This window comes from Pseudomonas sp. o96-267 (assembly GCF_003935465.1).
Classification (GTDB): domain Bacteria; phylum Pseudomonadota; class Gammaproteobacteria; order Pseudomonadales; family Pseudomonadaceae; genus Aquipseudomonas; species Aquipseudomonas sediminis.
In genome coordinates, this window is the sequence record NZ_RHQP01000022.1 from 1 (window position 1) to 24,898 (window position 24,898).

Here is a 24,898-nt window from a genome sequence, read left to right on the forward strand (position 1 = left end):
CCACCCTCGCCCACAGCGCCGAGGCCACGTCCTACCGCTACGGCCAGAACCTGGATATCGCCAAAGTGATTTCCATCAACGTGCCTAACAGCTCGCTGTGCGAAGTGGTCACGGCAACGATGACCTACCGCAACAGCGCGGGTGACGTGGAAGTGCTCGACTACGAACAGCTCTCCAGCGCCTGCACCAGCCAGAGCTGATGATCACGACCTGCTCGCCAGGCGAGACAACTGAAAAAACAGCCCCGCCACCGGCAACGGTGACGGGGTTTCGTTCATGAGCACTCAACCGCGCGGATGATGCTGCGCATGCAGCTCCTGCAGGCGTGCGCGCGCGATATGGGTATAGATCTGCGTGGTAGACAGGTCGCTATGCCCCAGCAACATCTGCACCACCCGTAGATCGGCACCGTGATTGAGCAAGTGCGTGGCGAAGGCGTGGCGCAATGTGTGTGGCGACAACGCCTTGCTGATGCTTGCGACTTGGGCCTGGTGCTTGATGCGATGCCAGAAGGTCTGCCGGGTCATCTGCTCGCCGCGCAGACTGGGAAACAGCACATCGCTGGGTTTACCACCCAACAACAGCGGGCGTGCTTCGCGCATGTAGCGCTCGATCCAGGCGATGGCCTCTTCACCCAGCGGCACCAGGCGCTCCTTGCTGCCCTTACCGAACACCCGCAGTACCCCCTGGCGCAGATTGACCTGCTCCAGCGTCAGACCGACCAGTTCGCTGACACGCAAACCGCAGGCGTAGAGCACCTCGAGCATGGCGCGATCACGCAGACCGATGGGGTCATCCAGGTCCGGCGCCTGCAGCAGCGCTTCAACATCAGCTTCGGACAATGACTTGGGCAGCGGCCGGCCGATCTGCGGCAACTCGATCTGCAGCGTCGGGTCTTCACTGATCAGCGTTTCACGCAGCAAAAAACGGTAGAAGCCGCGCACACCGGAGAGAAAGCGCGCCGTGGAGCGCGCCTGATAGCCCTGTTCGAGACGCCAGGCCAGGTGATCGAGAATGGCGTCGCGACCGATATGCTGCAGCGCCAGGCCACGCCCATCGAGCCAGCCATTGAAATGCTCAAGATCACTGCGATAGGCGGCCTGAGTATGGGCGGAAAGCCCTTTTTCCAACCATAACGCTTCGAGAAAGCGCTCGATCAGAGGATGAGTTAACGTTGCCATCGAAGGTCCATGACGAAATATGCACGCCAGTGTTCCACAGCCCCACCGCGATAGGGAGATCCAATGAGCGAAACACATATCCTGCTAAGCCTGGGCGGCATCGGTCTGCTGGCCCTGGCCAGCCATCCTGTTTCTGCTGTTCGGCGGCATTCTTGCCGGCCCGCTACTGGGCATGCTCGATCCGCAGGAACTGTTCGGCCCACTGCTGTTTCCGTTCATTTCCCTGGCCGTGGCGCTGATTCTGTTCGAAGGCAGCCTGACCCTGCACCTGTCGGAATGGCGCGAAATCGGCAAGGTGGTGCAGCGCCTGGTGACCATCGGCGCATTGCTCACCAGGGCAGTCATCACCATCGCCAGTCATTATCTGTTGGGTTTCTCCTGGGACCTGGCACTGCTGTTCGGCACCCTCACCCTAGTCACCGGCCCCACCGTGATCGCCTCCATGCTGCGTGTAGTCCGCCCCACTTCGTCAGTGGCGAACATCCTGCGCTGGGAAGGCATCGTCATCGACCCCATCGGCGCCCTGCTGGCCGTGGTGACCTTCGCCTTCATCGTCAGCTACGCAGAAGGCAACGCTTTGAGCGAGAGCCTGAGCACCTTCGCCGCGGTGATCGCCTGTGGCAGCCTGCTGGGCGCAGGCGCAGGCTGGGCCTTCGGTATCGTCCTGCGGCGGCGCTGGTTGCCGGAGTACCTGCACAATTTCGCCTCCCTCGCAGCGGTACTGGGCGTATTCATCGCCGCCAACCTGATGGTGCATGAGTCCGGCCTGCTCGCCGTGACGGTGATGGGCATGTGGCTGGCCAACATGCGCGGCGTGGATATCAGGCCGATCCTGCACTTCAAGGAGAACCTCAGCGTACTGCTGATCTCCGGACTGTTCATCATCCTCGCCGCCCGCCTCGACCTGCAGGCTTTGCTGGCACTAGGCCCGGCAACGCTGGCCTTGCTCGCGGTCATCCAGCTGATCGCACGCCCACTGAATATCGCCGTCTGCACTCTGGGTTCCAGCCTCAACTGGCGTGAGCGCGCCCTTCTGGCCTGGATCGCACCCCGCGGTATCGTCGCTGCCGCAGTCTCGGCAATCTTCGCCTTGCGCCTGGAGCAACAGGGCAATGAACAGGCTCAGTTGCTGGTGCCGCTCACCTTCCTGGTCATCATTGGCACCGTGGTCCTGCAGAGCGCAACCGCGCGCCCATTGGCGCGCCTGCTCAAGGTTGCCGAACCCTCTCCCAGCGGCTTTCTGATCGTCGGCGCGAACCCGGTCGCGCGAGCGGTAGGCAAAGCCATCCAAGGTCTGGGCAGCCAGGTTCTGCTGACCGACTCCAGCTGGGAGAACATTCGCGCGGCGCGCATGTCCGGCCTACTCACCTACTTCGGCAACCCAACCTCGCAACATGCCGAGGCGCACCTGGATCTGGTCGGCCTGGGCCACCTACTGGCACTGGCGCCCTCGGCAGAACTCAACGCGTTGGCCTGCATGCATTTTCGTCACGACTTCCCCGGCAACCGGCGCTTTACTTTGCCCACCAGCGCCGACGGTCGACGCAGTGACAAACACCGTAGCAGCGACGAGGTGCGCGGACTGCCGCTGGGCGGCCAGTCCTTGAGCTATCCACAGTTCGCCAGCCGCCTGGAACGTGGCGACGAAGTGCGCAGCACCACCCTGACCCTAGCCTTCGACTGGAACGCCTACAACGCCCGCTATGGCAAACGCGCCACACTGCTGCTGGCACGTGCGCCGAATGGCTGGCTGCATGTCGCCACGCAACCCCTGACCTTCACACCCGCAAACGGCTGGACCTTGATGGCACTAATCGAAACAGAAGTAACAATGGCCGAGGCCACTGTTCAGGAAGAGTCTGCAGCCACATGAAGGTCTGAGCAGCCAGCCTATTTTTGGTTGGGTGACAGGCGACCGGGCGGGACGATGATCTCACAACACCATCATCCTCCCGGCAGCCTTTTATGTCCCACACGTCAACTCGCGACTCGGCCAGATTCTGATCAACAAGGACTGATCACTTCCACGCAGCTGGATGCTGCCATCAATGCGCAGCTCATCAGCCACAAGCGTCTCGGCGAAGTCCTGATGGAACAAGGACTGCTGACCCAGAAACAACTGAGCAAGCCACTGAAGAAGCAGAGCAACCAGCGTCTGGCTGACACACTGGTGGCGGCACTGATGACGCCATTCCAGATGGCCAGCGCCGATATCCAGAGGCTGCAACCGCCAAGCGCCATCAGTCAGGACGAAACAGCGCGCGGCATGCAGTCGTTGAGCGACAGTGAAATAAGCGCGGCAGCGCCCAGGGTCTCGACAACCTGAATGCCGAAACCAGCCTGCCTCCTTGAACACTTACTGAGCGAACCCCGGCAATACCGGCACCGGCTTCTGCTGATCATCGACGGCGACGAAGCTGAAGCTGCCGCTGATCGCCCGCTCGCGCCCCTCCTGATACAGCCCCTCGACGAATACTTCGACTTCCACCTTGAGACTGGTATTGCCCACCTTGATCACCCGCCCAACCAACTCGACGATGGAGCCCGCCGGTATCGCGTGCTTGAAATCGATGCGATCGCTGGAAACGGTGACCAGCGGCAGGCGGCAGAATCGCGTAGCAGCGATGAACGACACCTCGTCCATCCAGGCTAGCGCGGTGCCTCCGAAGAGGGTGTTGTGATGATTGGTGGTCGGTGGAAACACCGCCTTGGTCACACGGGTTTCCGACAGCGCGATGCGTCGCTGGATCTCTTGCTCTCTCGGGGTCATCTCACTGCCACTCATGATTACTGCAAGCCAGAAACGACAAAAGCAGCCCTTAGGCTGCTTTTGTCAGAGAAGCGTCCGAACTTAGGACAGCTTTTCCTTGATGCGTGCGGCTTTGCCGGACAGATCGCGGAGGTAGTACAGCTTGGCTTTGCGCACGTCACCGCGACGCTTGACTGCCAGGCTGTCAACCAGCGGGCTGTAGGTCTGGAAGGTACGCTCAACGCCAACACCGCTGGAGATCTTGCGCACGGTGAAAGCGCTGTTCAGGCCGCGGTTACGCTTGGCGATAACGACGCCTTCGAAGGCCTGCAGACGCTGACGGTCGCCTTCCTTTACTTTCACTTGTACGACTACGGTGTCGCCCGGTGCGAAAGTCGGGATTTCTTTGTTCATCTGCTCAGCTTCGAGCATCTGGATAATCTTGTTGGTCATGCTGCGCTCCTAAGACAAGCCTCCCGGCCCATCATCGATACGTTAACTATCGTCCCGCTGGCGGATGTATTCCTCCAGCAGCTTCTTCTCTTCTCCAGAAAGCGAGCGGCTATCCAGAAGATCAGCGCGACGTTCCCAGGTCCGACCAAGGGACTGCTGCAAACGCCAGCGCCGGATGTGTTCGTGGTTGCCACTAAGCAACACCTCGGGAACACGTTTATCCGCATACACCTCCGGGCGGGTGTAGTGCGGGCAGTCGAGCAGGCCATCCGTAAAGGAGTCCTCCTCGGCCGAATCGGCATGACCCAATGCACCAGGCAAAAGGCGCGTCACCGCGTCGATCAGCACCATGGCCGGCAGCTCACCGCCAGACAGGACGTAATCACCAATCGACCATTCCTCATCGACATGCGCCTCAATGAAACGCTCGTCGATGCCTTCATAACGACCGGCGATCAGGATCAGTGCATCCTCCTGCGCCAGCTCGCGGACCGCCGCCTGATTCAGGCTACGGCCCTGCGGCGATAGGTAGATCACCTTCGCCGTCTCTCCCGCGGCTTGCTTGGCACTGGCCAAGGCATCCTCGAGAGGCTTGATTTTCATCACCATTCCCGGACCACCGCCGAAAGGGCGGTCATCCACCGTATGGTGACGATCAGTCGTGTAGTCTCGCGGGTTCCAGCAATTGAGCTTGAGCAGCTCCTGCTTGACCGCTCGACTGGTGATGCCGTACTCGCCGATGGCGGCAAACATTTCCGGGAACAGGGTGATGACTTCTACGCGCATGAGCCTTAGAAATCCGCATCCCAGTCGACCCGCATCTCGCCAGCTGCCAGGTCAATCGAAAGCACGCACTGCCCCGTGTAGGGCAACAGACGCTCGCGATCATCCAGACTGCCCGCGCAGGGCTTGACCACCATCACATCGTTGGCACCGGTCTCGAACAAGTGGTCGACCACACCGAGCAGTTGCTCTGCCTGATCAATGACCTTCAAGCCCTGTAACTGGTACCAGTAGAACTCACCATCTTCCAGTTCTGGCAGCTCGCTACGCGGCACGCAGATCTCGAAACCGGCGTAGGTACGCGCAATTTCGCGATCATCCAGACCTTTCAATTTGGCTACCAGCACCTTGCCCTGAAGGCGGCCGCTGGCCAGTTCCACTTTCTTTACCTCACCGTCACGCTTGAGCGTCCAGTTGCGGTAATCGAGCACGTTATCGATGGGATCGGTAAAGGAGTACACCTTCACTTCACCCTTGACGCCGTGCACCGAAACAATCTTGCCGAGAACGATCAAATCCTCGGCGACGGCCGGCGTCGTACTCATAAAGATGCTTAGGCAGCAGCCTTGGCAGCTTCCTTGAGCAGCTGAGCAACACGCTCAGACGGCTGAGCGCCCTGGCCCAGCCAGTAGGTCGCACGCTCTTGGTCGACGGAAAGACGCACTTCGCCACCAGCAGCGATCGGGTTGAAGAAACCGATACGCTCAACGAAACGACCATCGCGCGCATTGCGGCTGTTGGTCACGGTCAGGTGGTAGAAGGGGCGCTTTTTGGAGCCGCCACGAGCAAGACGGATGGTTACCATGTGAACATCGTTCCTATAGTCGGTGCTAACTTGAGGCACACATTAAAAATGGGCCTAGGCCCGAAAGGCCGCATATTTTAAGGATTATGCGGCGGTTTGCAAATCTCTTTTTCCGGACGGCCATCGGCCGGGGTACAGGCCTCAGAATTTCGGCATTCCGCCGGCACCTGGAAGCATGCCACCCATGCCGCGCATCATCTTGGCCATACCGCCCTTGGCGGTGAATTTCTTCATCATCTTCTGCATCTGCTTGTGCTGCTTGATCAAGCGACCGATGTCCTGCACCTGGGTACCGGAGCCCATAGCGATGCGGCGCTTGCGCGAGCCGCTGATGATGTCGGGGTCGCGGCGCTCGGCCGGCGTCATCGAGTTGATGATCGCCTCCATCTGCTTGAACTGCTTCTCGGCTGCGCCCTGGGCGCTGCCCATCTGCGACAGGTTGACGCCACCGATGGACGGCAGCTTGTCCATCAGGCCGCCGAGGCCGCCCATGTTCTTCATCTGCTGCAACTGATCACGGAAGTCTTCGAGATCGAAGCCCTTGCCCTTCTTCAGCTTCTTGGTGAGTTTCTCGGCCTTCTCGCGATCGAGGGTCTGCTCGGCCTGCTCGATCAGGCTGAGCACATCGCCCATGCCGAGAATGCGCGAGGCGATACGGTCCGGGTGGAAGGGCTCGAGCGCGTCGCTCTTCTCACCCATACCGATGAACTTGATCGGCTTGCCGGTGATGTGGCGCACGGACAAGGCAGCGCCACCACGCGCATCACCGTCGACCTTGGTCAGCACTACACCGGTCAGCGGCAACGCCTCGCCGAACGCCTTGGCGGTGTTGGCGGCGTCCTGGCCGGTCATGGCGTCGACCACGAACAGCGTTTCGACCGGTTTGACGGCTGCGTGCAGCGCCTGGATCTCGGCCATCATCTCGGCATCAACGGCCAGGCGACCGGCGGTATCGAGGATGACCACATCGATGAACTTCAGCTTGGCTTCACGAATCGCTGCGTTGGCGATATCCACCGGCTTCTGGCTGGCATCGGAGGGGAAGAATGTCACCCCGAGATCGCCCGCCAGGGTTTCCAACTGCTTGATCGCCGCCGGGCGATAGACGTCAGCCGACACCAGCAGCACCGACTTCTTCTTGCGCTCCTTGAGGAACTTGGCCAGCTTGCCGGCGGTGGTGGTCTTGCCCGCACCCTGCAGGCCGGCCATCAGCACCACGGCAGGTGGAGCTGCATTGAGCGACAGGTCTTCGTTGGCCGCGCCCATCAGCTCTTCCAGCTCGGCGCGGACGATCTTCACGAAAGCCTGGCCCGGCGTCAGGCTCTTGGAGACTTCGGTGCCGACGGCGCGATCCTTGACCTTGCCGACGAAGTCCTTGACCACCGGCAGAGCCACGTCGGCCTCGAGCAGGGCCATGCGCACTTCGCGCAGCGTATCCTTGATGTTGTCTTCGGTCAGCTTGGCCTTGCCCGTGACATTACGCAGCGTCTGGGACAGGCGATCGGTAAGATTTTCGAACATGCGCGTTCCTTTGATAGGTGCGACCCGGCGCGCCGGGTGTGCGACAGGCGGCGGATTATAGCGAAGTCGCCGAGCTGCCGACACCGCCGGCAGTCTTTCGTGCTGACACCCTTCTGTGCCACACTCAGCGCCTTTCGGGCTCGCCTTACACGGATTTATGCACCCTCTGTTGCCCAGCCTCGCCGCCGCACTCCTCTACGCTGGCGCCGCCGCTTACCAAGGACTGCGCCTTACGCAGCGCAGCATCCCCGACAAACGCCTGCTGGCGTCGCTTGGTGCGCTCGCCTTGTGCCTGCATGTCGTCAGCCTGTTCTTCCAGCTGTATGACGTACACGGCCTCAACCTGGACTTTTTCAATGCGGCCAGCCTGATCGCCTGCGCGGTCATCGGCCTGATTCTGTTGGCCTGCCTGCGTATTCCGGTGGAAAACCTGCTGCTATTGCTGTTCCCGCTCGGCACGCTGACCGTGCTGGCGGCCGAATTCATGCCCAGCGGCACCATCAACCCGATCGACGAGCACCCCGGCATCCTTGCCCACATCCTGTTCTCGATCATGGCTTACGGCATGCTCACCATCGCCGTGTTCCAGTCGATCCTGCTGCTGTTGCAGGACCATCAGCTCAAGCACAAACACCCGTCCGGGCTGATCCGCAACTTTCCACCCCTGCAAACCATGGAAAGCCTGCTGTTCGGCTTTCTCTTCGCGGGCTGGCTGCTGCTGTCGCTGTCGCTGCTGTCCGGCGCGCTGTACATCGATGATCTGTTCGCTCAGCACCTGGCGCACAAGACCATTCTTTCCTGCTTCGCCTGGGTGGTTTTCGCCGTTCTGCTGTGGGGTCGCCACCAGCTTGGCTGGCGCGGCCACAAGGCCATTCGCTGGACCCTCGCCGGGTTCTGCCTGCTGATGCTGGCCTACTTCGGCAGCAAGCTGGTACGCGAATTCATCCTGCACATCTGAGGCAGACGTCGTGGACGACATACATTCGAGCTACCTGCTCGGCCTGCTGATTTTCCTGATTCTCTGCTCGGCGTTCTTCTCCAGCTCCGAGACCGGCATGCTCAGCCTCAATCGCTATCGGCTCAAGCACCTGGCCAAAGAAGGACATAGCGGCGCCAAGCGCGTCACCCGCCTGCTTGACCGTCCGGATCGCCTGCTCGGCACCATTCTGGTCGGTAACAACGTGGTCAACATCCTCGCCGCCTCCATCGCCACAGTGCTGGCGGTGGACATGTGGGGTGAGGCCGGTATCGCCATCGCTACCGCAGGCCTGACCATCATCGTGCTGATCTTCGGCGAGATCACGCCCAAGACCCTGGCCGCCCTGCGCCCGGAACTGGTGGCCTTCCCTGCCAGTCGCGTGCTCAGCCTGCTGCTGCGCGTGCTCTACCCGGTGGTGTGGCTGACCAGCGTGATCAGCAGTGGTCTGCTGCGTCTGTTCGGCGTCGATCCGTCACAGCGCGCCAGCGACAGCCTGTCTACCGAGGAGCTGCGCAGCGTGGTGCGTGAGTCCGGCTCGGAATTGCCAATGAATCGCCAGAGCATGCTGCTGGGCATCCTCGACCTGGAACGGGTCACGGTGGATGACATCATGATTCCGCGCAACGAAGTGACCGGCATCGATCTCGACGACGACCTGGAAGTCATCATCGGCCAGTTGCGCAGCACCTCGCATACGCGCCTGCCGGTGTTTCGTGGCGACATCAACCAGGTCGAAGGCGTGGTACACATGCGCCAGATAGCCCGCCTGCTCAGCCACAACCAGCTGACCAAGGACAGCTTGCTGGCAGCCTGCAACGAGCCCTATTTCATCCCGGAAAACACGCCGCTGGCGACCCAGCTGATCAATTTCCAGAAGCAGAAGCGGCGCATCGGCATCGTCGTCGACGAGTATGGCGAGGTGATCGGCATCGTCACCCTGGAAGATATCCTCGAAGAGATCGTCGGCGACTTCAGCAACCAGGACAGCCTGCGCAGCCCCGACATTCACCCGCAAGAAGACGGCACGCTGGTCATCGACGGCGCCGCCTACATTCGCGAAGTGAACAAGACCCTCGGCTGGCATCTGCCCAGCGATGGTCCCAAGACCCTCAATGGCCTGATCACCGAAGCCCTGGAGACCATCCCTGACAGCAGCGTTTGCCTGAAGATAGGCCCCTATCGCCTGGAGATCCTGCAGGCGGCGGACAACCGGGTGAAGAGCGTCCGCGTGTGGCAGGTGAAAAAGGTCAAACCGGACGCTGCAACGACGGAGTGAGACGCTCGGCCAGGCCATCGGCCCAGCGTCGGTAGCCCATTGCCGATGGGTGATAGCCATCCTCGGCCAGGTAATGCGCCTCGAACGGCAGGTCCAGCCGGCAATGCAATGCGCTAAGGCGTTGCGCCAGGCCCTGCAACTCAGCATCCAGCAAGCGGGCCCGCCAGCCCATCAACTGCCGCAGCAACCAGGGCAAGGCGCTGAAGTGCTGCAACGGCGGTACGCCGCTGAATGCCACGTGACAGCCCTGCTCGCCCAGCGCAGCGGCCATCCCGGCCAGTGACTGCAGCCAACGCTTGCTCGGTGTCAGGTGGGTGGTGTCATTGACGCCGAACACCAGCAGCGCCAGGTCCGCGGGCTCCATCAATGCCTGCGGTAACAGGCGTTCATGGGCCTCAGGCGCGGTGATGCCATTTTCGCCACAGGCGCGCCAGCTCACCGGTCGCCCCAGGCGTTCAGCCAGGGCGGCGGCCAGGCAACTTGCCAGCGATTGATCGAAGCGGGTGACCCCAACGCCTGCCACGGTCGACTCACCGATCAACAGCAGGCGCAGCGGCTCACCCGGAAGATGCGCAGCGGCGACACCGCTCGGTTCGCCCTGCGCAACCGGCAAGCGCAAGGCCGTGCGCCGGGTGTTCAGGGCCAGAGGCAGCGCCAGTGGCAGCAATGGCACAGTTGTCAGCCACCACAGCGCATGCCGACTCACAGCTGGACGCGAACCGCTTGCGCGCTGCGCAGTGCCTTGGCACGTGCAGCCTCGATGGATTCGTCACGCGCCAGCGCCACGCCCATGCGGCGCTGGCCTTTGACTTCAGGCTTGCCGAACAGACGCAGCGCCGTGTCTTCCTCGCTCAGCGCAGCGCCAAGATTGGCGAAACTGGCCTGCTGCGAATTGCCCTCAACCAGAATCACCGCAGAAGCAGACGGCCCCATCTGACGGATCGTCGGAATCGGCAGGCCAAGAATGGCGCGGGCATGCAGAGCAAACTCGGACAATTCCTGGGAAATCAGCGTCACCAGGCCGGTGTCGTGCGGGCGCGGCGAAACTTCGCTGAACCACACCTGATCGCCCTTGACGAACAGTTCGACACCGAACAGACCGCGACCACCGAGTGCCTCGGTCACTGCCAGCGCCACGCGCTCGGATTCGGCCAGCGCCTTCGGGCTCATCGGTTGCGGCTGCCAGGATTCCTGATAGTCACCGTTCTCCTGGCGATGGCCAATCGGCGCGCAGAAGCTGGTACCACCGACATGACGCACGGTAAGCAGGGTGATTTCGTAATCGAAGTCGATGAACCCCTCGACGATCACCCGCCCCTTGCCGGCACGGCCGCCTTCCTGGGCGTAGTCCCAGGCGCGCTGCAGGTCGGCGTCGCTTTTCAGGACGCTCTGGCCTTTGCCAGAAGAGCTCATGATCGGCTTGACCACGCAGGGGTAGCCGACGGACTTCACTGCTGCGGCGTAGTCCTCGAAGGTGTCGGAGAAATGATACGGCGAGGTCGGCAGGCCCAACTCCTCGACCGCCAGACGACGAATGCCCTCGCGGTTCATGGTCAGCTGTGCGGCACGCGCGGTCGGCACCACGTTGAAGCCTTCGGTTTCCAGCTCGACCAGCGTGGCAGTGGCGATCGCCTCGATCTCGGGCACGATGTAGTGCGGCTGTTCCTTTTCGATCACTGCACGCAGGGCTGCACCATCGAGCATGTCGATGACGTGGCTGCGGTGCGCCACCTGCATGGCCGGCGCATTGGCATAACGATCGACACCGATGACTTCACAACCCAGGCGCTGCAGCTCGATCACCACTTCCTTGCCGAGTTCGCCGCAGCCACACAGCAGTACACGGGTCGCAGAAGACGACAGAGGGGTTCCAATAAGGGGCATGAGTGTTCCTCGAACAGTAAATCAGGACGGAGTCAGTAAAAGACCGGAAGCGCGGGCGCGCTCCAGGCAGCGTTGCAGTACCTCGCGGCGCTCGGCATTGTCCATGCGGCCCCAGCGGGTGATTTCGGCGGCGGTACGCTGACAGCCGATGCAGATATCCTGCTCATCCAGCGCGCAGACATGCACACAGGGTGAACGCACCGGTTTTTCAACATCACTCGTCGTCATCAGGCACCAGCTCACGGGAATAGCGCTGCGCATTATGAACGTAATGCGCAGCGCTGGCCTCCAGCATCTTCTTCTGCGGCTCGGTGAGCTCGCGCACCACCTTGCCCGGGCTGCCCATGACCAGGCTGCCGTCGGGAATCACCTTGCCTTCGGGAATCAGGCTATTGGCGCCGATGATGCAGTACTTGCCAATCTTCGCGCCGTTGAGGATCACCGAGTTGATGCCGATCAGGCTGTAATCATCCACGCTGCAGCCATGCATCATCACGTTATGGCCGACGGTGACGCCCTTGCCCAGCGTCAGCGGAAAGCCCATGTCGGTGTGCATGACGCTACCGTCCTGCACGTTACTGTTCTCGCCGATATGGATCAGTTCGTTGTCTCCGCGCAGCACGGCGCCGAACCAGACACTGGCACCGGCTTCCAGGCGAACCTTGCCGATCAGGTCGGCGCTTGGTGCGATCCAGCTCTCGGGATGGGCGTCGACACGGGAGCTTCCCAGGCGGTATTTCATGCTCGTCAGTCCTCGGCGCTATCAGCGCAGGTGTATGAAGTGTTCGGGGGGCTGGTGCAGAGCGATCTGCGCATCGTCGAAGATCAGGTTGACCAGCTCCACCACCATGATCGCGGTCAGCCCCCAGATGCGGTACTCGCCATAGGTGTAGGACGGCACATACCAGCTCTGCCCTAAGTAGTCGATACGGTGGGTGACTTCGCGCGGGTCGCTGCGGAAGAACTCCAGCGGCACCGAGAATACCGAGGCGATCTCGGCGTCGTTGGGCTTGTACTCGACGTAGTCCGGCACCAGCCCGACGTAGGGCGTGACCTGAATGCCGTGACGCGACACCAGGCTGCTGAGCGGCCCTACCATCTCGACCAAACCAGGTGGCAGGCCAATTTCCTCCTCGGCCTCGCGCAGTGCGGTGTCCACCAGATCGCGGTCTTCCGGGTCGCGCCGGCCACCGGGAAAGGCGACCTCGCCACTGTGGGTCGACAAACCGCTGGCGCGCAGGGTCAGCACCAGCTCAGGTTCATCACTGCGGGTAATCGGGACCAGCACCGCCGCCTCGGGGAAGCTGCGCTCGGTCTCCAGAGGGCGCGGACTGTAACCGCGCACACGATGGAGCAACTCGTCCAGCATGGGCATACTCGGAGTCTTGTTTTGCCAGGCATCATGGCATGAAAGCACGCGGCCGCCCAACCCCGACGACAGGACAGGCCGGCCGCAATAGCGGGCTTGCCGGCCACCTCTCAGCCGGCCAAGATAGCGCCAGAAAAAAGAGGAGCGGGCATGAAATTCTGCAGCCAGTGCGGCAACCCGGTCACCCGCATGATCCCCGCGGGCGACAACCGCATGCGCCATGTCTGCGGCCACTGCGCCACCGTGCATTACGAAAACCCGCGTATCGTTGCCGGCTGCCTGCCTGTGTGGCGCGACCAGGTGCTGCTGTGCCGCCGCGCCATCGAGCCGCGCCGTGGCTACTGGACGTTGCCGGCCGGCTTCATGGAAAACGGCGAAACAACCGAACAGGCCGCCGCCCGTGAGACCCTCGAAGAAGCCTGCGCCCGCGTACGCGACCTGAGCCTCTATACCCTCTTCGATCTGCCGCACATCAGCCAGGTGTACATGCTGTTTCGCGCCGAACTGGTCGACCTGGATTTTACCGTCGGCGAGGAAAGCCTGGAGGTGCGATTGTTTGCAGAGAGCGAAATCCCTTGGTCAGAGCTGGCTTTCCCGACCATAGGCCGTACCTTAGAATGCTTCTTCGCCGACCGTCGGCAGAATCTCTTTCCGGTACGCAATGAGCCACTCGAAGCGCTGCGTGCCCACTACACACCCCGTTGACCCTTGCGGACGTTCCCGATGCGCTGGTTGTTGCCCCTGCTTTGCCTGACCCTCAGCTTCAACGTCCTGGCCAGCACCACGCCAGCGACCAGCAGCCGCACAGTGGACAAGGTGCTGGTACTCAAATCCGAGCGCAAACTGCACCTGCAGCAGCGCGGCGAGACCATCAAGTCGTACCGTATTTCCCTGGGCAAACAGCCTAATGGCGCCAAGCAACGCGAAGGCGACCTGCGCACGCCGGAAGGCTTCTACTGGATCGACTGGCGCAAGCCGAGCGACAAGTACCAATTGTCGCTGCACATTTCCTACCCCAACGCTCGCGACCTGGCCAAGGCCAATGACGCCGGGGTGCCGCCGGGTAGCATGATCATGATCCACGGCACGCCGCTGGATGAGGAATACCCGGAGTGGTTCTTCCACACCCTCGACTGGACCGAGGGCTGCATTGCCATGAAGAACGACGACATGCGCGAGGTCTGGAGCCTGGTCAAGGACGGTACGCTGATCGAAATCAGGCCTTGAGCCACTGCATTGAAAAAGGCGCCATCGGCGCCTTTTTCATATCGACTCAAAACTGCAGGTCGGACAAGCGCCAGACGTCGAAGGCCGGCGTTTCGTAGGGATGGGTCTTCTTCAACGCCTTGACGGCGTCGTGGATCAGCTCGTCGGCAACGACCATTTCCACTTTCCACTCGGCAACCTGCTCGACGCTGCCGACCTGACCGATGAACGGCTGGCTGCCGTCCAGGGCGCGGAACTGACCTTGGCCCAGCACCTGCCAGCAGCAGCTGTCGTAAAGACCAATGCGCCCGCCGCCGGCTGCGAACACCGCCTTTTTTACCGGTTCCAGATGGGTTTCCGGCACGTAGAAACACAGTTTGTACATCAAGTTCTCCGCAGATGGGCAACCGAACAACAGACAAGCCATGACGCCAATATGATGTCATTTCGCCATGGAGTTGTCTTGAGATCGCCCGCACAAATCCACACGCAGCATTAAAACGATTCGCTGCTTTCGACTCAGGCGGCGGGCATGGCGTTCTCAACGAGCGCCGAAAAAGCGCCGCCATCTGTCGGCCAGACCGCTGGCCGGAGGGCTGTGGCTACCATCGCAGTAGGGCAGGTTTGCGGATCGGCTACAGCGGCACAACAGCAGGCGCTGTTCGCGCTCGGGTTGCAGAATCAGGGATTGGGCGCAGTCGGGTGGGCAGTCAGGCATCTCGGGCGAATGCCCGCAGCGGCATAGATGATGAGTTTCGCCGGGTTTGACCAGGCGGACTTCGGGAAGGATGGGCAGAGGATCATCGGCCATGGTTGGGCCTGTGAGGTTCGGATGGAATCCGAGCAGAGGGTTTGGCAACGGTTTCCCGGATAGCATCCGGGCTACCGGGCCCTGCTCCCCTCTCCCGCGAGCGGGAGAGGGTCAGCAGAAGGCCGCGACGCGGCCGCTTTTAGTCCACCCACACTCGGGCGTTACGGAACATGCGCATCCAGCCGGCGTCTTCCTGCCACTCGTCCGGGCGCCAGGAGTTCTGCACGGCTCGGAAAACCCGCTCCGGGTGCGGCATCATGATGGTCACACGGCCGTCGCGGCTGGTCAGGCCGGTGATGCCACGCGGCGAACCGTTGGGGTTGGCCGGGTAGGTCTCGGTGACCTTGCCGTGGTTGTCGACGAAGCGCAGAGCCACGGTGCCGGACAGATCAGCTTCCAGCAGCGCCTCCTCGCTTTCGAACTCGGCATGACCCTCGCCGTGGGCGATGGCGATCGGCATGCGCGAACCTGCCATGCCCTGCAGGAAGATCGCCGCCGACTCCTGAATCTGCACCATGGCCACGCGCGCTTCGAACTGCTCGGAGCGGTTGCGCACGAAGTGCGGCCAGAACTCGGTACCCGGGATCAGCTCGTGCAGGTTGCTCATCATCTGGCAGCCGTTGCACACACCAAGGGTGAAGCTGTCGCGACGCTCGAAGAAGCCTTGGAAAGCATCGCGAGCACGCGCGTTGAACAGCACCGACTTGGCCCAGCCCTCACCAGCGCCGAGTACGTCGCCGTAGGAGAAACCGCCGCAGGCCACCAGACCTTTGAACTCTTCAAGGCTGACGCGGCCGGCGAGGATATCGCTCATGTGCACGTCGATAGCGGAGAAGCCGGCGCGGTCGAACGCGGCGGCCATTTCCACCTGGCCGTTGACGCCCTGCTCGCGCAGGATCGCGACCTGCGGACGCACGCCCTTCTTGATGTAGGGCGCGGCAATGTCCTGGTTGACGTCGAAGCCGAGCTTGACCGACAGGCCGGGGTTGTCTTCTTCCAGCAGCAGGTCGAATTCCTGATCGGCGCCCTGGGCGTTGTCGCGCAGACGCTGGATGCGATAGCTGGTCTCGGCCCACTGACGCTGCAGCAGACGACGATCACCAGCGAACACCGGCTCGCCATTGAAGCTGATGCTGACGTCGCTGTTGTTCACGGCCTGACCGATCACGGCCACGCAATCGTCCAGACCGGCAGCGCTGAACTGCGCCAGCACTTCTGGCGTGGCGTCTTGGCGCACCTGGATCACCGCCCCCAGCTCTTCGTTGAACAGCACGGCCGGCAGCTCGGAGCTGTCATCAGCCAATGCATCGAGATTCAGCGACAGACCGCAATGACCGGCGAAGGCCATTTCCAGCACGGTGGTCAGCAGACCGCCGTCGGAGCGGTCGTGGTACGCCAGCAGGTGACCGTCGGCGTTCAGGCCCTGGATCACGGCGAAGAAGGCCTTGAGGTCTTCGGCGTCGTCGAGGTCCGGCACTTGCTGGCCGATCTGCGAATAGACCTGTGCCAGGATCGAGGCGCCCATGCGGTTCTGGCCACGACCGAGGTCGATCAGGATCAGGTCGGTTTCGCCCTTGTCCATGCGCAGTTGCGGAGTCAGGGTCTGGCGGATGTCTTGTACCGGAGCGAAACCGGTGATCACCAGCGACAGCGGCGAAGTCACGCTCTTGTCGACGCCTTCATCCTGCCAGCGGGTTTTCATGGACATGGAGTCCTTGCCCACCGGAATGGTGATGCCCAGTGCCGGGCACAGCTCCATGCCGACTGCCTTGACGGTGTCGTACAGACGGGCATCTTCGCCGGGGTGGCCGGCAGCGGCCATCCAGTTGGCCGACAGTTTGATGTCGGACATTTTCTCGATGCGTGCCGCCGCCAGGTTGGTAACGGTCTCGCCTACCGCCATACGCCCGGAGGCCGGCGCGTCGAGCAGCGCCAGCGGCGTGCGCTCACCCATGGCCATGGCTTCGCCGGTGTAGACGTCGAAGCTGGTGGCGGTCACGGCGCAATCGGCCACCGGTACCTGCCACGGACCGACCATCTGATCACGCGCCACCAGACCGGTAATGGTGCGGTCGCCGATGGTGATCAAAAAGCTCTTGCTGGCCACGGCCGGGTGATGCAGCACGCGACCCAGCGCTTCTTCGATATTCACGCTGGCAGCGCTGAAGTCATCGCCCTGCTCGGCTTCGCGGCTGACGCTACGGTGCATGCGCGGCGGCTTGCCCAGCAGCACTTCCAGCGGCATGTCCACCGGGGTGTTGCTGAAGTGGCTGTCGGTAACGGTCAGGTGCGGCTCTGCAGTGGCCTCGCCGACTACAGCGAACGGGCAGCGCTCACGCTCGCAGATGGCCTTGAAACGCTCGAAGTCGGCAGCGTCCACGCTCAGCACGTAACGCTCTTGCGACTCGTTGCACCAGATTTCGTGCGGGGCCATGCCCGGCTCGTCGTTAGGCACGTTGCGCAGCTCGAAGCGACCACCGCGACCACCGTCGTTGATCAGCTCCGGCAGGGCGTTGGAGATACCGCCAGCGCCAACGTCGTGGATGAACTTGATCGGGTTGGCCTCGCCCAGCTGCCAGCAGCGGTCGATGACCTCCTGGCAGCGGCGCTCCATTTCCGGGTTCTCACGCTGTACCGAGGCGAAGTCCAGGTCGGCCGAACTGGCGCCGGTGGCCATCGACGAGGCAGCGCCGCCGCCCAGGCCGATGAGCATGGCCGGGCCGCCGAGCACGATCAGCTTGGCGCCGACGGAAATCTCGCCCTTCTGTACGTGGTTCTCGCGGATGTTGCCGAGACCGCCAGCGAGCATGATCGGCTTGTGGTAGCCACGCACTTCCTCACCGCGCGGGCTGCTGACCGCCTGCTCGAAGGTGCGGAAGTAGCCGTTGAGCGCCGGGCGACCGAACTCGTTGTTGAACGCGGCGCCGCCCAGCGGGCCTTCGATCATCATGTCCAGCGCGCTGACGATGCGCTCGGGCTTGCCGTAGGGCTTTTCCCAAGGCTGAAGGAAATCGGGGATGTTCAGGTTGGAGACCGAGAAACCGGTCAGGCCGGCCTTGGGCTTGGCGCCACGGCCGGTCGCGCCTTCGTCACGAATCTCGCCACCGGAGCCGGTAGAGGCGCCGGGGAACGGGGCGATAGCGGTCGGGTGGTTGTGCGTCTCCACCTTCATCAGAATGTGCACCGGCTCCTGCACCGCACCGTACTGGCGGGTCTCAGGATTGGGGAAGAAACGCCCGGCGGTGTGGCCGACGATGACCGAGGCGTTGTCCTTGTAGGCGGACAGTACGCCTTCGTTGTGCATCTGGTAGGTGTTCTTGATCATGCCGAACAGCGACTTGTCCTGGCTCTCGCCGTCGATGTCCCAGCTGGCATTGAAAATCTTGTGGCGGCAGTGCTCGGAGTTGGCCTGAGCGAACATCATCAGTTCGATGTCGTGCGGGTTGCGCCCCAGGTCATTGAAGCTCTTCACCAGATAGTCGATTTCGTCCTCGGCCAGGGCCAGGCCCAGATCCTGGTTGGCCTGCTCCAGCGCGGCGCGGCCACCGCCGAGTACGTCCACGGCGGTCAGCGGCTTGGGCTGGGCATGACTGAACAGCGCGCTGGCGTCTTCCAGCGCACCCAGCACCAGCTGGGTCATGCGGTCGTGCAACAGCGCGGCGACAGCAGCACTGTCGGCCTCGCTCAGCTCGCCGCTGACGTAATAGGCGATACCACGCTCCAGACGCTGGACCTTGGCCAGGCCGCAGTTACGGGCGATATCGCTGGCCTTGCTCGACCAGGGCGAAATGGTGCCGAAACGCGGAATGGTCAGGAACAGTTTGCCGCTGGGCTCCTGCACCGGCACGCTCGGGCCGTACTTGAGCAGCCGGGCCAGCACTTGTTCCTCATCGGCGTTGAGCACGCCGGTGACGTCGGCGAAATGCGCGAACTCGGCGTACAGCCCGGTCACGGCCGGCACCTTGCTGGTCAGTTGCTCAAGCAATTTGCCATGGCGGAAAGCGGAAAGGGCGGGAGCGCCGCGCAGAATCAACATCGTCGGAACAGCCTCTGGGAAGGGGTGTGCTGGAGGCCGGGCATTCTACCCTAAAGCGTTGGCCTGCGGCACCTGTAGCCAGGCGCTTAAAGGACGAACGTGCATTAGCAGAGAAGCGAAGCGCTGTCGATATATGGCGCCGCCTGCGCTTTGCGTATACTGCGCCGATGTTTGCACGACCTGCGATACGCATGCGTTGCGCCAAAGGGCTGTTGGCGATTGGAACCCTCCTGATGCTTGCTGGCTGCGGCGAAGAACCCAAGCCCAGCGTACTTGAGCAGGCAAAGGCGGAGGGTGAGCTGCGCGTGGTCACTCGTAACAGCCCCGCTACCTACTTCCAGGATCGCAACGGCGCCACCGGTTTCGAATATGAGCTGGCCAAGCGCTTCGCCACCGACCTCGGCCTCGAACTGAAGATCGAAACCGCCGACAACCTCGACAGCCTGTTCGCCAGCCTGGACCGCGCCAACGGCCCGGTCATGGCTGCCGCCGGCCTGGTGGACACACCGCAGCGCCAGCGTCAGGCACGCTTCTCCATCCCTTATCTGGAAGTCACGCCGCAGGTCATCTATCGCCAGGGCGAGAGTCGCCCGACCAAGCCCGAAGACCTGGTCGGCAAACGCATTCTGGTGCTGGCCGGCAGCAGTCACGCCGAACAGCTGGCGGCCCTCAAGCTGGAACAGCCGGAGCTGGAGTTCGAGGTATCCGACGCAGTGGAGGTGGTCGACCTGCTGCGTATGGTCGACGAGGGCCAGATCGACCTGACCCTGGTGGACTCCAACGAACTGGCGATGAACCAGGTGTACTTCCCCAACGTGCGCGTCGCCTTCGACCTCGGCGACACCAACACCATGCGCTGGGCAGTGGCTGCCGGCGACGATGACAGCCTGCTGCTGGAGATCGACGCCTTCCTCAAGCGCGCCGAAGCCAACGGTACCCTGCAGCGCCTGAAGGAACGTTACTACGGCCATGTCGACGTGCTCGGCTATGTCGGGGCCTACACCTTCGCCCAGCACCTGCAGAAACGCCTGCCACGCTACGAGAAAATGTTCCGCCAGGCCGCACACGGCCATCAGATCGACTGGCGCCTGCTGGCGGCCATGGGCTACCAGGAGTCGCTGTGGCAGCCCAACGCCACGTCCAAGACCGGCGTACGCGGCCTGATGATGCTCACTCAGCGCACTGCCCAGTCGGTCGGCGTGTCCAACCGCCTCGACCCTAAACAGAGCATCGACGGCGGTGCCCGCTATTTCATTCAGGTTCACCAACAACTGCCGGAAGGCATCGTCGAGCCGGATCGCACCTGGTTCGCCCTGGCCGCCTACAACGTTGGTGGCGGTCACCTGGAAGATGCACGCAAGCTGACCGAAGCCGAGGGGCTGGACCCGAACAAGTGGGCCGATGTGCAGAAGATCCTGCCGCGCCTGGCGCAGAAACAGTGGTACAGCAAAACCCGTTACGGCTATGCCCGTGGCGGTGAGCCGGTGCATTTCGTGCGTAACATCCGCCGCTACTACGACATTCTTACCTGGGTCACCCAGCCGCAGCTGGAAGGCTCGCAGGTGGCCGAGAGCGGCACCCACCTGCCCGGTATCGACAAGCGCAAACCCGAAGAAGAAACCCCGCCGCTCTGAACACTCAGAGCAACTCCTGATTGCCCACCGCACAGCGGCTGATTACCTGCCTGGCCGGTGGCAAGCCTTTGAGGCGCGTGGCGCACTGCGCCTGACTCGATATCCGCTCAACCTGCAGATTGGCCTGCGCATCGATGCTGATCAGGTAGGGATGGTTGTAACGTGCGCGATCGTTCCAGGCGCTGAACTGCTGAGCGCTGAACACGCAGCGGTAGTCCTGGTGGCCGGTAAAACCCTGAAAGCGATCACGCATGAAGATGTGGTGATAGCGCTGCCAGTCGCGATCACGCTGGCCGACGCGTACGGCCTCCTGACACTCTTCAAGCGTGGTGATCTGCGGCTCGTGCAGGAAAATACTTTGCGCCAGGTTGGAGCCACCCAACTGCACGCTAGCGACCAGATACACCTCGGGCTGCTCCGCGAACGCTGGCGCAGCCAGGAGCACCAGCAGACTCAAGATCCGTTTGTTCATGCCTATTCCCTGTAAGAAAGCTCAGCCTCGCCGAGCCTTGAAGAAATCTTTCAGCAGCGCCCCGCTCTCCTCGGCCAACAGCCCGCCCTCCACCAACACGCGGTGATTGAGAAAGCCCTGGTCGAAGAACTGCCCCTGGCTGATCGCTACCCCAGCACGCGGCTCGCTGGCGGCGAACACCACCCGAGCGATGCGCGCATGCACGATCAGGCCGGCGCACATACTGCAGGGCTCCAGCGTGACATACAGGGTGCTGCCTGGCAGCCGGTAGTTCTGCACGCTTTCCGCTGCCGCGCGAATCGCCACCATCTCGGCGTGGGCACTGGGGTCGTGACGCAGGATCGGGCAATTGAAGCCCTGCCCCACCACTTCGCCGCCCTGCACCAGCACAGCGCCGACCGGCACCTCGCCTTGCTCCGCGCCCAGGCACGCCTGCGCCAGCGCCAGGCGCATGAAGTGCTCGTCACGCGAGCGGTCGATGATCTGCGGTCTTTTCATTGCAACAATCCGTAGGACGCCGGCGAATAACGGCGCCTACCCTACACCACTTCGATAGCCGCCATCAGCCCCGTTTCCATATGGTCGATGACGTGGCAGTGGAACATCCACACTCCGGGATTATCGGCGACGAAGGCGATGCGCGCCGTCTCGTTCTTGCCCAGTAGGTAGGTGTCGGTGAAATACGGAATGATCTGGCGTCGATCCGAGCCCAGCACCTTGAAAGTCATGCCGTGCAGGTGGATCGGGTGCTGATACTGAGCCATGTTGCGCAGTACGAAAACGTAGTGGCCGTCCTTCTTCAGCGTGGCGATCGGACGGTCCGCACAGGTCTTGTCGTTGATGTCCCAGGCCTGGCCGTTGATCTGCCAGTACTTGTAGCTGCCGCCCCGCTCGACATTCCCCGACAGCATGGCCGCCCACTCGAAGTTGAAACGCAGCGTCTCGGCACGCGCCAAATCCGGCTCGGCAATCGGGTTGGCCGGCAGTGGCGGCGGCCAATCTCCGGCAGCCTCGGAGCTGGCGATGCCCTTCACGGTCGCCAGGCGCAGCGGCCCGTTACGCAGGGATAACGCCTCTCCAGCAGCCGGAACCTTGAGCGCCAGGTCAAGGCGCATGCCGGGGCCGAGCCAGTATTCCTTGCCCAACGGGCGCGGCTGCACCGGGTTGCCGTCCAGCGCATAGATGCGCGCCTCGCCGCCCGGCAGATTAAGCCGATAGGTGATGGTGCTGTCGACGTTGATCAGACGCAGGCGCACCACCTGCCCCGCCGGCAACTCCAGTGTCGGGGTGGGCTCGCCGTTGATAGTGGTCAGGCGCCCACGCGTGCCCTCGCGCGCGGCCTGGCGCGGCACCAGAAACTCGGTGAAAGCGCCCTGCTCGTCGATGTGCCAGGTCTTCAGGCTCAGCGTACGTTCATGACGGAACCCCGTCGGCTCGCGCTCATCGACGATCAGCGGGCCGACAAGGCCGCGTCCGAGCTGCTCGGCACTGGCGGTGTGCGGGTGGTACCAGAAGCTGCCAGCGTCGTGGCAGATGAAGTCATAGTCGAAGTATTCACCCGGCAACACCGGTGCCTGAGAAACGTAGGGCACGCCGTCCATCTCCAGCGGCAGACGAATGCCATGCCAGTGGATAGTGCTCTGCACATCGAGCTTGTTGATGAAGCGCACCCGCAAACGCTCGCCCTGGCGGCAACGCAACTCCAACCCCGGGGCCTGACCGCCATAGCCCCAGGCCGGCGTCTTGTGCCCCGGCACCAGCTCAAGATCAAGCGGCGCAGCGATCAGCTCGTAGTCATGACTCGCCACGTTCTCTGGGCGCCCCAGCCAATAACGCACACCACCTGCGCCCAGGCCGGCCACACCCAGGCCAGCCAGGCCGGCAAGCACTTGTCTGCGGGTAAACGACATCTTCAACCTCGGCAATCTGCGCGCATACTCAATTGCGGTATCTTCTCATTTTCAACGAATGGAACACGACCCCACTAGCAGAGTCGGGTTGCCGCAGCTCCAACCTGCAGGCATGAAAAAACCGGCCTAAGCCGGTCTTTTCATGCAGCGCTGCGGGATCACTCCCACTCAATCGTCGCTGGCGGCTTGCTCGACACGTCGTAGGTGACGCGGGAGATGCCTTCGATTTCGTTGATGATGCGGCCGCTGACAGTCTCCAGCAGCTCGTAAGGCAGGTGCGCCCAGCGAGCGGTCATGAAGTCGACGGTTTCCACGGCGCGCAGGGCGACGACCCAGGCGTAGCGACGGCCGTCACCAACGACGCCAACCGATTTCACCGGCTGGAATACAACAAATGCCTGGCTGGTCTTGTGGTACCAGTCGGCCTTGCGCAGTTCTTCGATAAAGATGTGGTCGGCGCGGCGCAGCAGATCGGCGTATTCCTTCTTAACTTCACCGAGGATGCGCACACCCCGGCCCGGGCCCGGGAATGGGTGGCGGTAGACCATGTCGTAGGGCAGGCCCAGCTCCAGGCCGATCTTGCGCACTTCGTCCTTGAACAGTTCGCGCAGTGGCTCGACCAGCTTGAGGTTCATCTCCTCCGGCAGGCCGCCCACGTTATGGTGCGACTTGATCACGTGGGCCTTGCCGCTCTTGGCGCCAGCAGACTCGATCACGTCCGGGTAGATGGTGCCCTGAGCGAGGAACTGGATGTTGTCCAGCTGGCTGGCCTGGGCATCGAACACATCGATGAAGGTGCGACCGATGATCTTGCGCTTCTTCTCCGGGTCGGCTTCGCCGGCCAGGTTGCCGAGGAACTGCTCTTCGGCGTTGGCGCGGATGACCTTCACGCCCATGTTCTCGGCGAACATGGCCATGACCTGATCACCTTCGTGCAGGCGCAGCAGACCGTTGTCGACGAACACGCAGGTCAGCTGATCGCCGATGGCCTTGTGCAGCAGCGCCGCGACCACCGAGGAATCCACGCCGCCAGACAGGCCAAGCAGCACGCTGGCATCGCCAACCTGGGAACGCACGGCAGCGATGGCGTCTTCGACGATATTGGCCGGGGTCCACAGGGCTTCACAGCCGCTGATTTCCAGCACGAAGCGCGAGAGGATGCGACCGCCCTGTTTGGTATGGGTCACTTCCGGGTGGAACTGCACGCCATAGTAGTGGCGAGTGTCGTCGCACATGGCGGCGATCGGGCAGCTCGGGGTGCTGGCGAGGATATGGAAACCTTCCGGCAGGCGGGTGACCTTGTCGCCGTGGCTCATCCACACGTCGAGACCCAGCACACCGTCAGCGTCGACATGGTCTTCGATGCCGGCCAGCAGCTGGCTCTTGCCGACCACGTCGACACGGGCGTAACCGAATTCACGCAGGTCGGAACCTTCCACCTTGCCGCCGAGCTGCTCGGCCATGGTCTGCATGCCGTAGCAGATGCCCAGCACCGGCACATTCAGGTCGAACACCGCTTTCGGCGCGCGCGGGCTATTGGCTTCGTGCACCGACTCCGGGCCGCCGGCGAGGATGATGCCGCGCGGGGCGAAGGCACGGATGTCCTCGTCGCTCATGTCCCAGGGGTGCAGTTCGCAATAGACGCCGATCTCGCGAACGCGGCGGGCGATCAACTGGGTGTACTGGGAACCGAAGTCCAGAATGAGGATGCGGTGGGCGTGAATGTCGTGGGCCATGGCCGTCTCTCGTAGGTGTTCACAAATGACACGGGGCTGATCGAACAGCCCCGTTATTCATACATTGCAAAAATCGATTTGCCGCGTCGTGAG

The 24,898-nt window shown here is 62.5% G+C and carries 25 protein-coding genes and 2 pseudogenes; 8 read left to right on the forward strand and 19 right to left on the reverse strand.

What is annotated here, in order from left to right; translation table 11 throughout:
• Nucleotides 1-200: DUF2790 domain-containing protein (locus EGJ86_RS15585; protein WP_125835746.1), on the forward strand; the 200-nt coding region annotated here is incomplete at its 5' end.
• An 84-nt stretch (nt 201-284) separates the two neighbouring features.
• Here EGJ86_RS15585 and xerD read toward each other — a convergent pair.
• Complete coding sequence (xerD, locus tag EGJ86_RS15590; RefSeq protein WP_125835747.1) at nt 285-1,181, reverse strand: site-specific tyrosine recombinase XerD; 897 nt, start codon at nt 1,179-1,181, stop codon at nt 285-287.
• A 63-nt stretch (nt 1,182-1,244) separates the two neighbouring features.
• On the opposite strand from xerD, the pseudogene EGJ86_RS15595 reads away from it, so the two are divergent.
• Nucleotides 1,245-3,054, forward strand: a pseudogene (locus tag EGJ86_RS15595) (cation:proton antiporter).
• Nucleotides 3,055-3,127: 73 nt separating this feature from the next.
• Nucleotides 3,128-3,477 (forward strand): annotated as a pseudogene (locus tag EGJ86_RS15600) (hypothetical protein); the annotation flags it as partial.
• A gap of 60 nt (nt 3,478-3,537) precedes the next feature.
• On the opposite strand, the gene EGJ86_RS15605 reads toward EGJ86_RS15600, so the two are convergent.
• From EGJ86_RS15605 to ffh, 6 genes are all read right to left on the reverse strand, one after another.
• Nucleotides 3,538-3,951 (reverse strand): acyl-CoA thioesterase, encoded by a 414-nt coding sequence (locus EGJ86_RS15605; RefSeq protein ID WP_125835748.1) that lies wholly within the window; start codon nt 3,949-3,951, stop codon nt 3,538-3,540.
• An 81-nt stretch (nt 3,952-4,032) separates the two neighbouring features.
• Entirely contained in the window at nt 4,033-4,383 is a 351-nt protein-coding gene (gene rplS / locus EGJ86_RS15610) for a 50S ribosomal protein L19 (protein WP_045734872.1), read from the reverse strand.
• Nucleotides 4,384-4,425: 42 nt separating this feature from the next.
• On the reverse strand, nt 4,426-5,169 hold the full coding sequence (gene trmD / locus EGJ86_RS15615) for a tRNA (guanosine(37)-N1)-methyltransferase TrmD (protein WP_092377102.1): 744 nt from the start codon (nt 5,167-5,169) through the stop codon (nt 4,426-4,428).
• 5 nt (nt 5,170-5,174) lie between these two features.
• Nucleotides 5,175-5,711, reverse strand: a complete 537-nt coding sequence (rimM, locus tag EGJ86_RS15620) for a ribosome maturation factor RimM (RefSeq protein ID WP_003462707.1) — start codon at nt 5,709-5,711, stop codon at nt 5,175-5,177.
• A gap of 8 nt (nt 5,712-5,719) precedes the next feature.
• Nucleotides 5,720-5,971: a 30S ribosomal protein S16 gene (gene rpsP / locus EGJ86_RS15625; protein ID WP_003246162.1), complete on the reverse strand. Its 252-nt coding sequence runs from the start codon at nt 5,969-5,971 to the stop codon at nt 5,720-5,722.
• A 141-nt stretch (nt 5,972-6,112) separates the two neighbouring features.
• Nucleotides 6,113-7,492 carry a signal recognition particle protein gene (gene ffh / locus EGJ86_RS15630; protein ID WP_017675134.1) on the reverse strand — a complete coding sequence of 460 codons (1,380 nt, stop codon included), beginning with the start codon at nt 7,490-7,492 and terminating at the stop codon, nt 6,113-6,115.
• 157 nt (nt 7,493-7,649) lie between these two features.
• Between ffh and EGJ86_RS15635 the strand changes: the two genes are divergently transcribed.
• Nucleotides 7,650-8,450, forward strand: a complete 801-nt coding sequence (locus EGJ86_RS15635) for an inner membrane protein YpjD (protein WP_125835749.1) — start codon at nt 7,650-7,652, stop codon at nt 8,448-8,450.
• 10 nt (nt 8,451-8,460) lie between these two features.
• Complete coding sequence (locus tag EGJ86_RS15640; RefSeq protein ID WP_125835750.1) at nt 8,461-9,747, forward strand: HlyC/CorC family transporter; 1,287 nt, start codon at nt 8,461-8,463, stop codon at nt 9,745-9,747.
• On the opposite strand, the gene EGJ86_RS15645 is transcribed toward EGJ86_RS15640, so the two are convergent.
• The 5 genes from EGJ86_RS15645 to EGJ86_RS15665 are packed head-to-tail and all read right to left on the reverse strand — an operon-like array spanning nt 9,719 to nt 13,000.
• Complete coding sequence (locus EGJ86_RS15645) at nt 9,719-10,453, reverse strand: SGNH/GDSL hydrolase family protein (RefSeq protein ID WP_125835751.1); 735 nt, start codon at nt 10,451-10,453, stop codon at nt 9,719-9,721. The genes EGJ86_RS15640 and EGJ86_RS15645 overlap by 29 nt on opposite strands.
• Nucleotides 10,450-11,631, reverse strand: coding sequence for a formate-dependent phosphoribosylglycinamide formyltransferase (gene purT, locus EGJ86_RS15650; protein ID WP_125835752.1), 1,182 nt, complete (start codon nt 11,629-11,631; stop codon nt 10,450-10,452). The genes EGJ86_RS15645 and purT overlap by 4 nt, the downstream gene beginning before the upstream one ends.
• Before the next feature lie 21 nt (nt 11,632-11,652).
• A complete protein-coding gene (locus tag EGJ86_RS15655) occupies nt 11,653-11,859 on the reverse strand; it encodes a DUF1289 domain-containing protein (RefSeq protein ID WP_106734678.1) in 207 nt (68 codons plus the stop codon).
• The gene (locus EGJ86_RS15660; RefSeq protein ID WP_106734677.1) at nt 11,846-12,373 is read right to left on the reverse strand and encodes a gamma carbonic anhydrase family protein; all 528 of its coding nucleotides are present in this window, start codon (nt 12,371-12,373) and stop codon (nt 11,846-11,848) included. The genes EGJ86_RS15655 and EGJ86_RS15660 overlap by 14 nt, the downstream gene beginning before the upstream one ends.
• Before the next feature lie 21 nt (nt 12,374-12,394).
• Nucleotides 12,395-13,000, reverse strand: coding sequence for a CoA pyrophosphatase (locus tag EGJ86_RS15665; RefSeq protein WP_039964927.1), 606 nt, complete (start codon nt 12,998-13,000; stop codon nt 12,395-12,397).
• A 150-nt stretch (nt 13,001-13,150) separates the two neighbouring features.
• Here EGJ86_RS15665 and EGJ86_RS15670 point away from each other — a divergent pair, with 150 nt between their 5' ends.
• Nucleotides 13,151-13,705 (forward strand): NUDIX hydrolase, encoded by a 555-nt coding sequence (locus EGJ86_RS15670; RefSeq protein WP_125835753.1) that lies wholly within the window; start codon nt 13,151-13,153, stop codon nt 13,703-13,705.
• An 18-nt stretch (nt 13,706-13,723) separates the two neighbouring features.
• Nucleotides 13,724-14,227: a murein L,D-transpeptidase family protein gene (locus EGJ86_RS15675; protein ID WP_090336169.1), complete on the forward strand. Its 504-nt coding sequence runs from the start codon at nt 13,724-13,726 to the stop codon at nt 14,225-14,227.
• Between the two features lie 46 nt (nt 14,228-14,273).
• Here EGJ86_RS15675 and EGJ86_RS15680 read toward each other — a convergent pair whose 3' ends face one another.
• From EGJ86_RS15680 to purL, 3 genes are all read right to left on the reverse strand, one after another.
• Nucleotides 14,274-14,591: a YqfO family protein gene (locus EGJ86_RS15680; RefSeq protein WP_099526535.1), complete on the reverse strand. Its 318-nt coding sequence runs from the start codon at nt 14,589-14,591 to the stop codon at nt 14,274-14,276.
• 156 nt (nt 14,592-14,747) lie between these two features.
• Entirely contained in the window at nt 14,748-15,083 is a 336-nt protein-coding gene (locus EGJ86_RS25470) for a CDGSH iron-sulfur domain-containing protein (RefSeq protein WP_305965127.1), read from the reverse strand.
• Between the two features lie 73 nt (nt 15,084-15,156).
• On the reverse strand, nt 15,157-19,053 hold the full coding sequence (purL, locus tag EGJ86_RS15690; RefSeq protein ID WP_125835755.1) for a phosphoribosylformylglycinamidine synthase: 3,897 nt from the start codon (nt 19,051-19,053) through the stop codon (nt 15,157-15,159).
• Nucleotides 19,054-19,220: 167 nt separating this feature from the next.
• Between purL and mltF the strand changes: the two genes are divergently transcribed.
• Nucleotides 19,221-20,687, forward strand: a complete 1,467-nt coding sequence (gene mltF / locus EGJ86_RS15695) for a membrane-bound lytic murein transglycosylase MltF (protein WP_125835756.1) — start codon at nt 19,221-19,223, stop codon at nt 20,685-20,687.
• 4 nt (nt 20,688-20,691) lie between these two features.
• Here mltF and EGJ86_RS15700 read toward each other — a convergent pair whose 3' ends face one another.
• The 4 genes from EGJ86_RS15700 to guaA form a co-directional block, all read right to left on the reverse strand.
• The gene (locus EGJ86_RS15700; RefSeq protein WP_256672457.1) at nt 20,692-21,159 is read right to left on the reverse strand and encodes a hypothetical protein; all 468 of its coding nucleotides are present in this window, start codon (nt 21,157-21,159) and stop codon (nt 20,692-20,694) included.
• Nucleotides 21,160-21,180: 21 nt separating this feature from the next.
• Nucleotides 21,181-21,657, reverse strand: coding sequence for a tRNA adenosine(34) deaminase TadA (gene tadA / locus EGJ86_RS15705; protein ID WP_125835757.1), 477 nt, complete (start codon nt 21,655-21,657; stop codon nt 21,181-21,183).
• Between the two features lie 41 nt (nt 21,658-21,698).
• Entirely contained in the window at nt 21,699-23,069 is a 1,371-nt protein-coding gene (locus tag EGJ86_RS15710; protein WP_125835758.1) for a multicopper oxidase family protein, read from the reverse strand.
• Between the two features lie 158 nt (nt 23,070-23,227).
• Nucleotides 23,228-24,805: a glutamine-hydrolyzing GMP synthase gene (gene guaA, locus EGJ86_RS15715; protein ID WP_125835759.1), complete on the reverse strand. Its 1,578-nt coding sequence runs from the start codon at nt 24,803-24,805 to the stop codon at nt 23,228-23,230.
• Nucleotides 24,806-24,898: the final 93 nt, after the last annotated feature.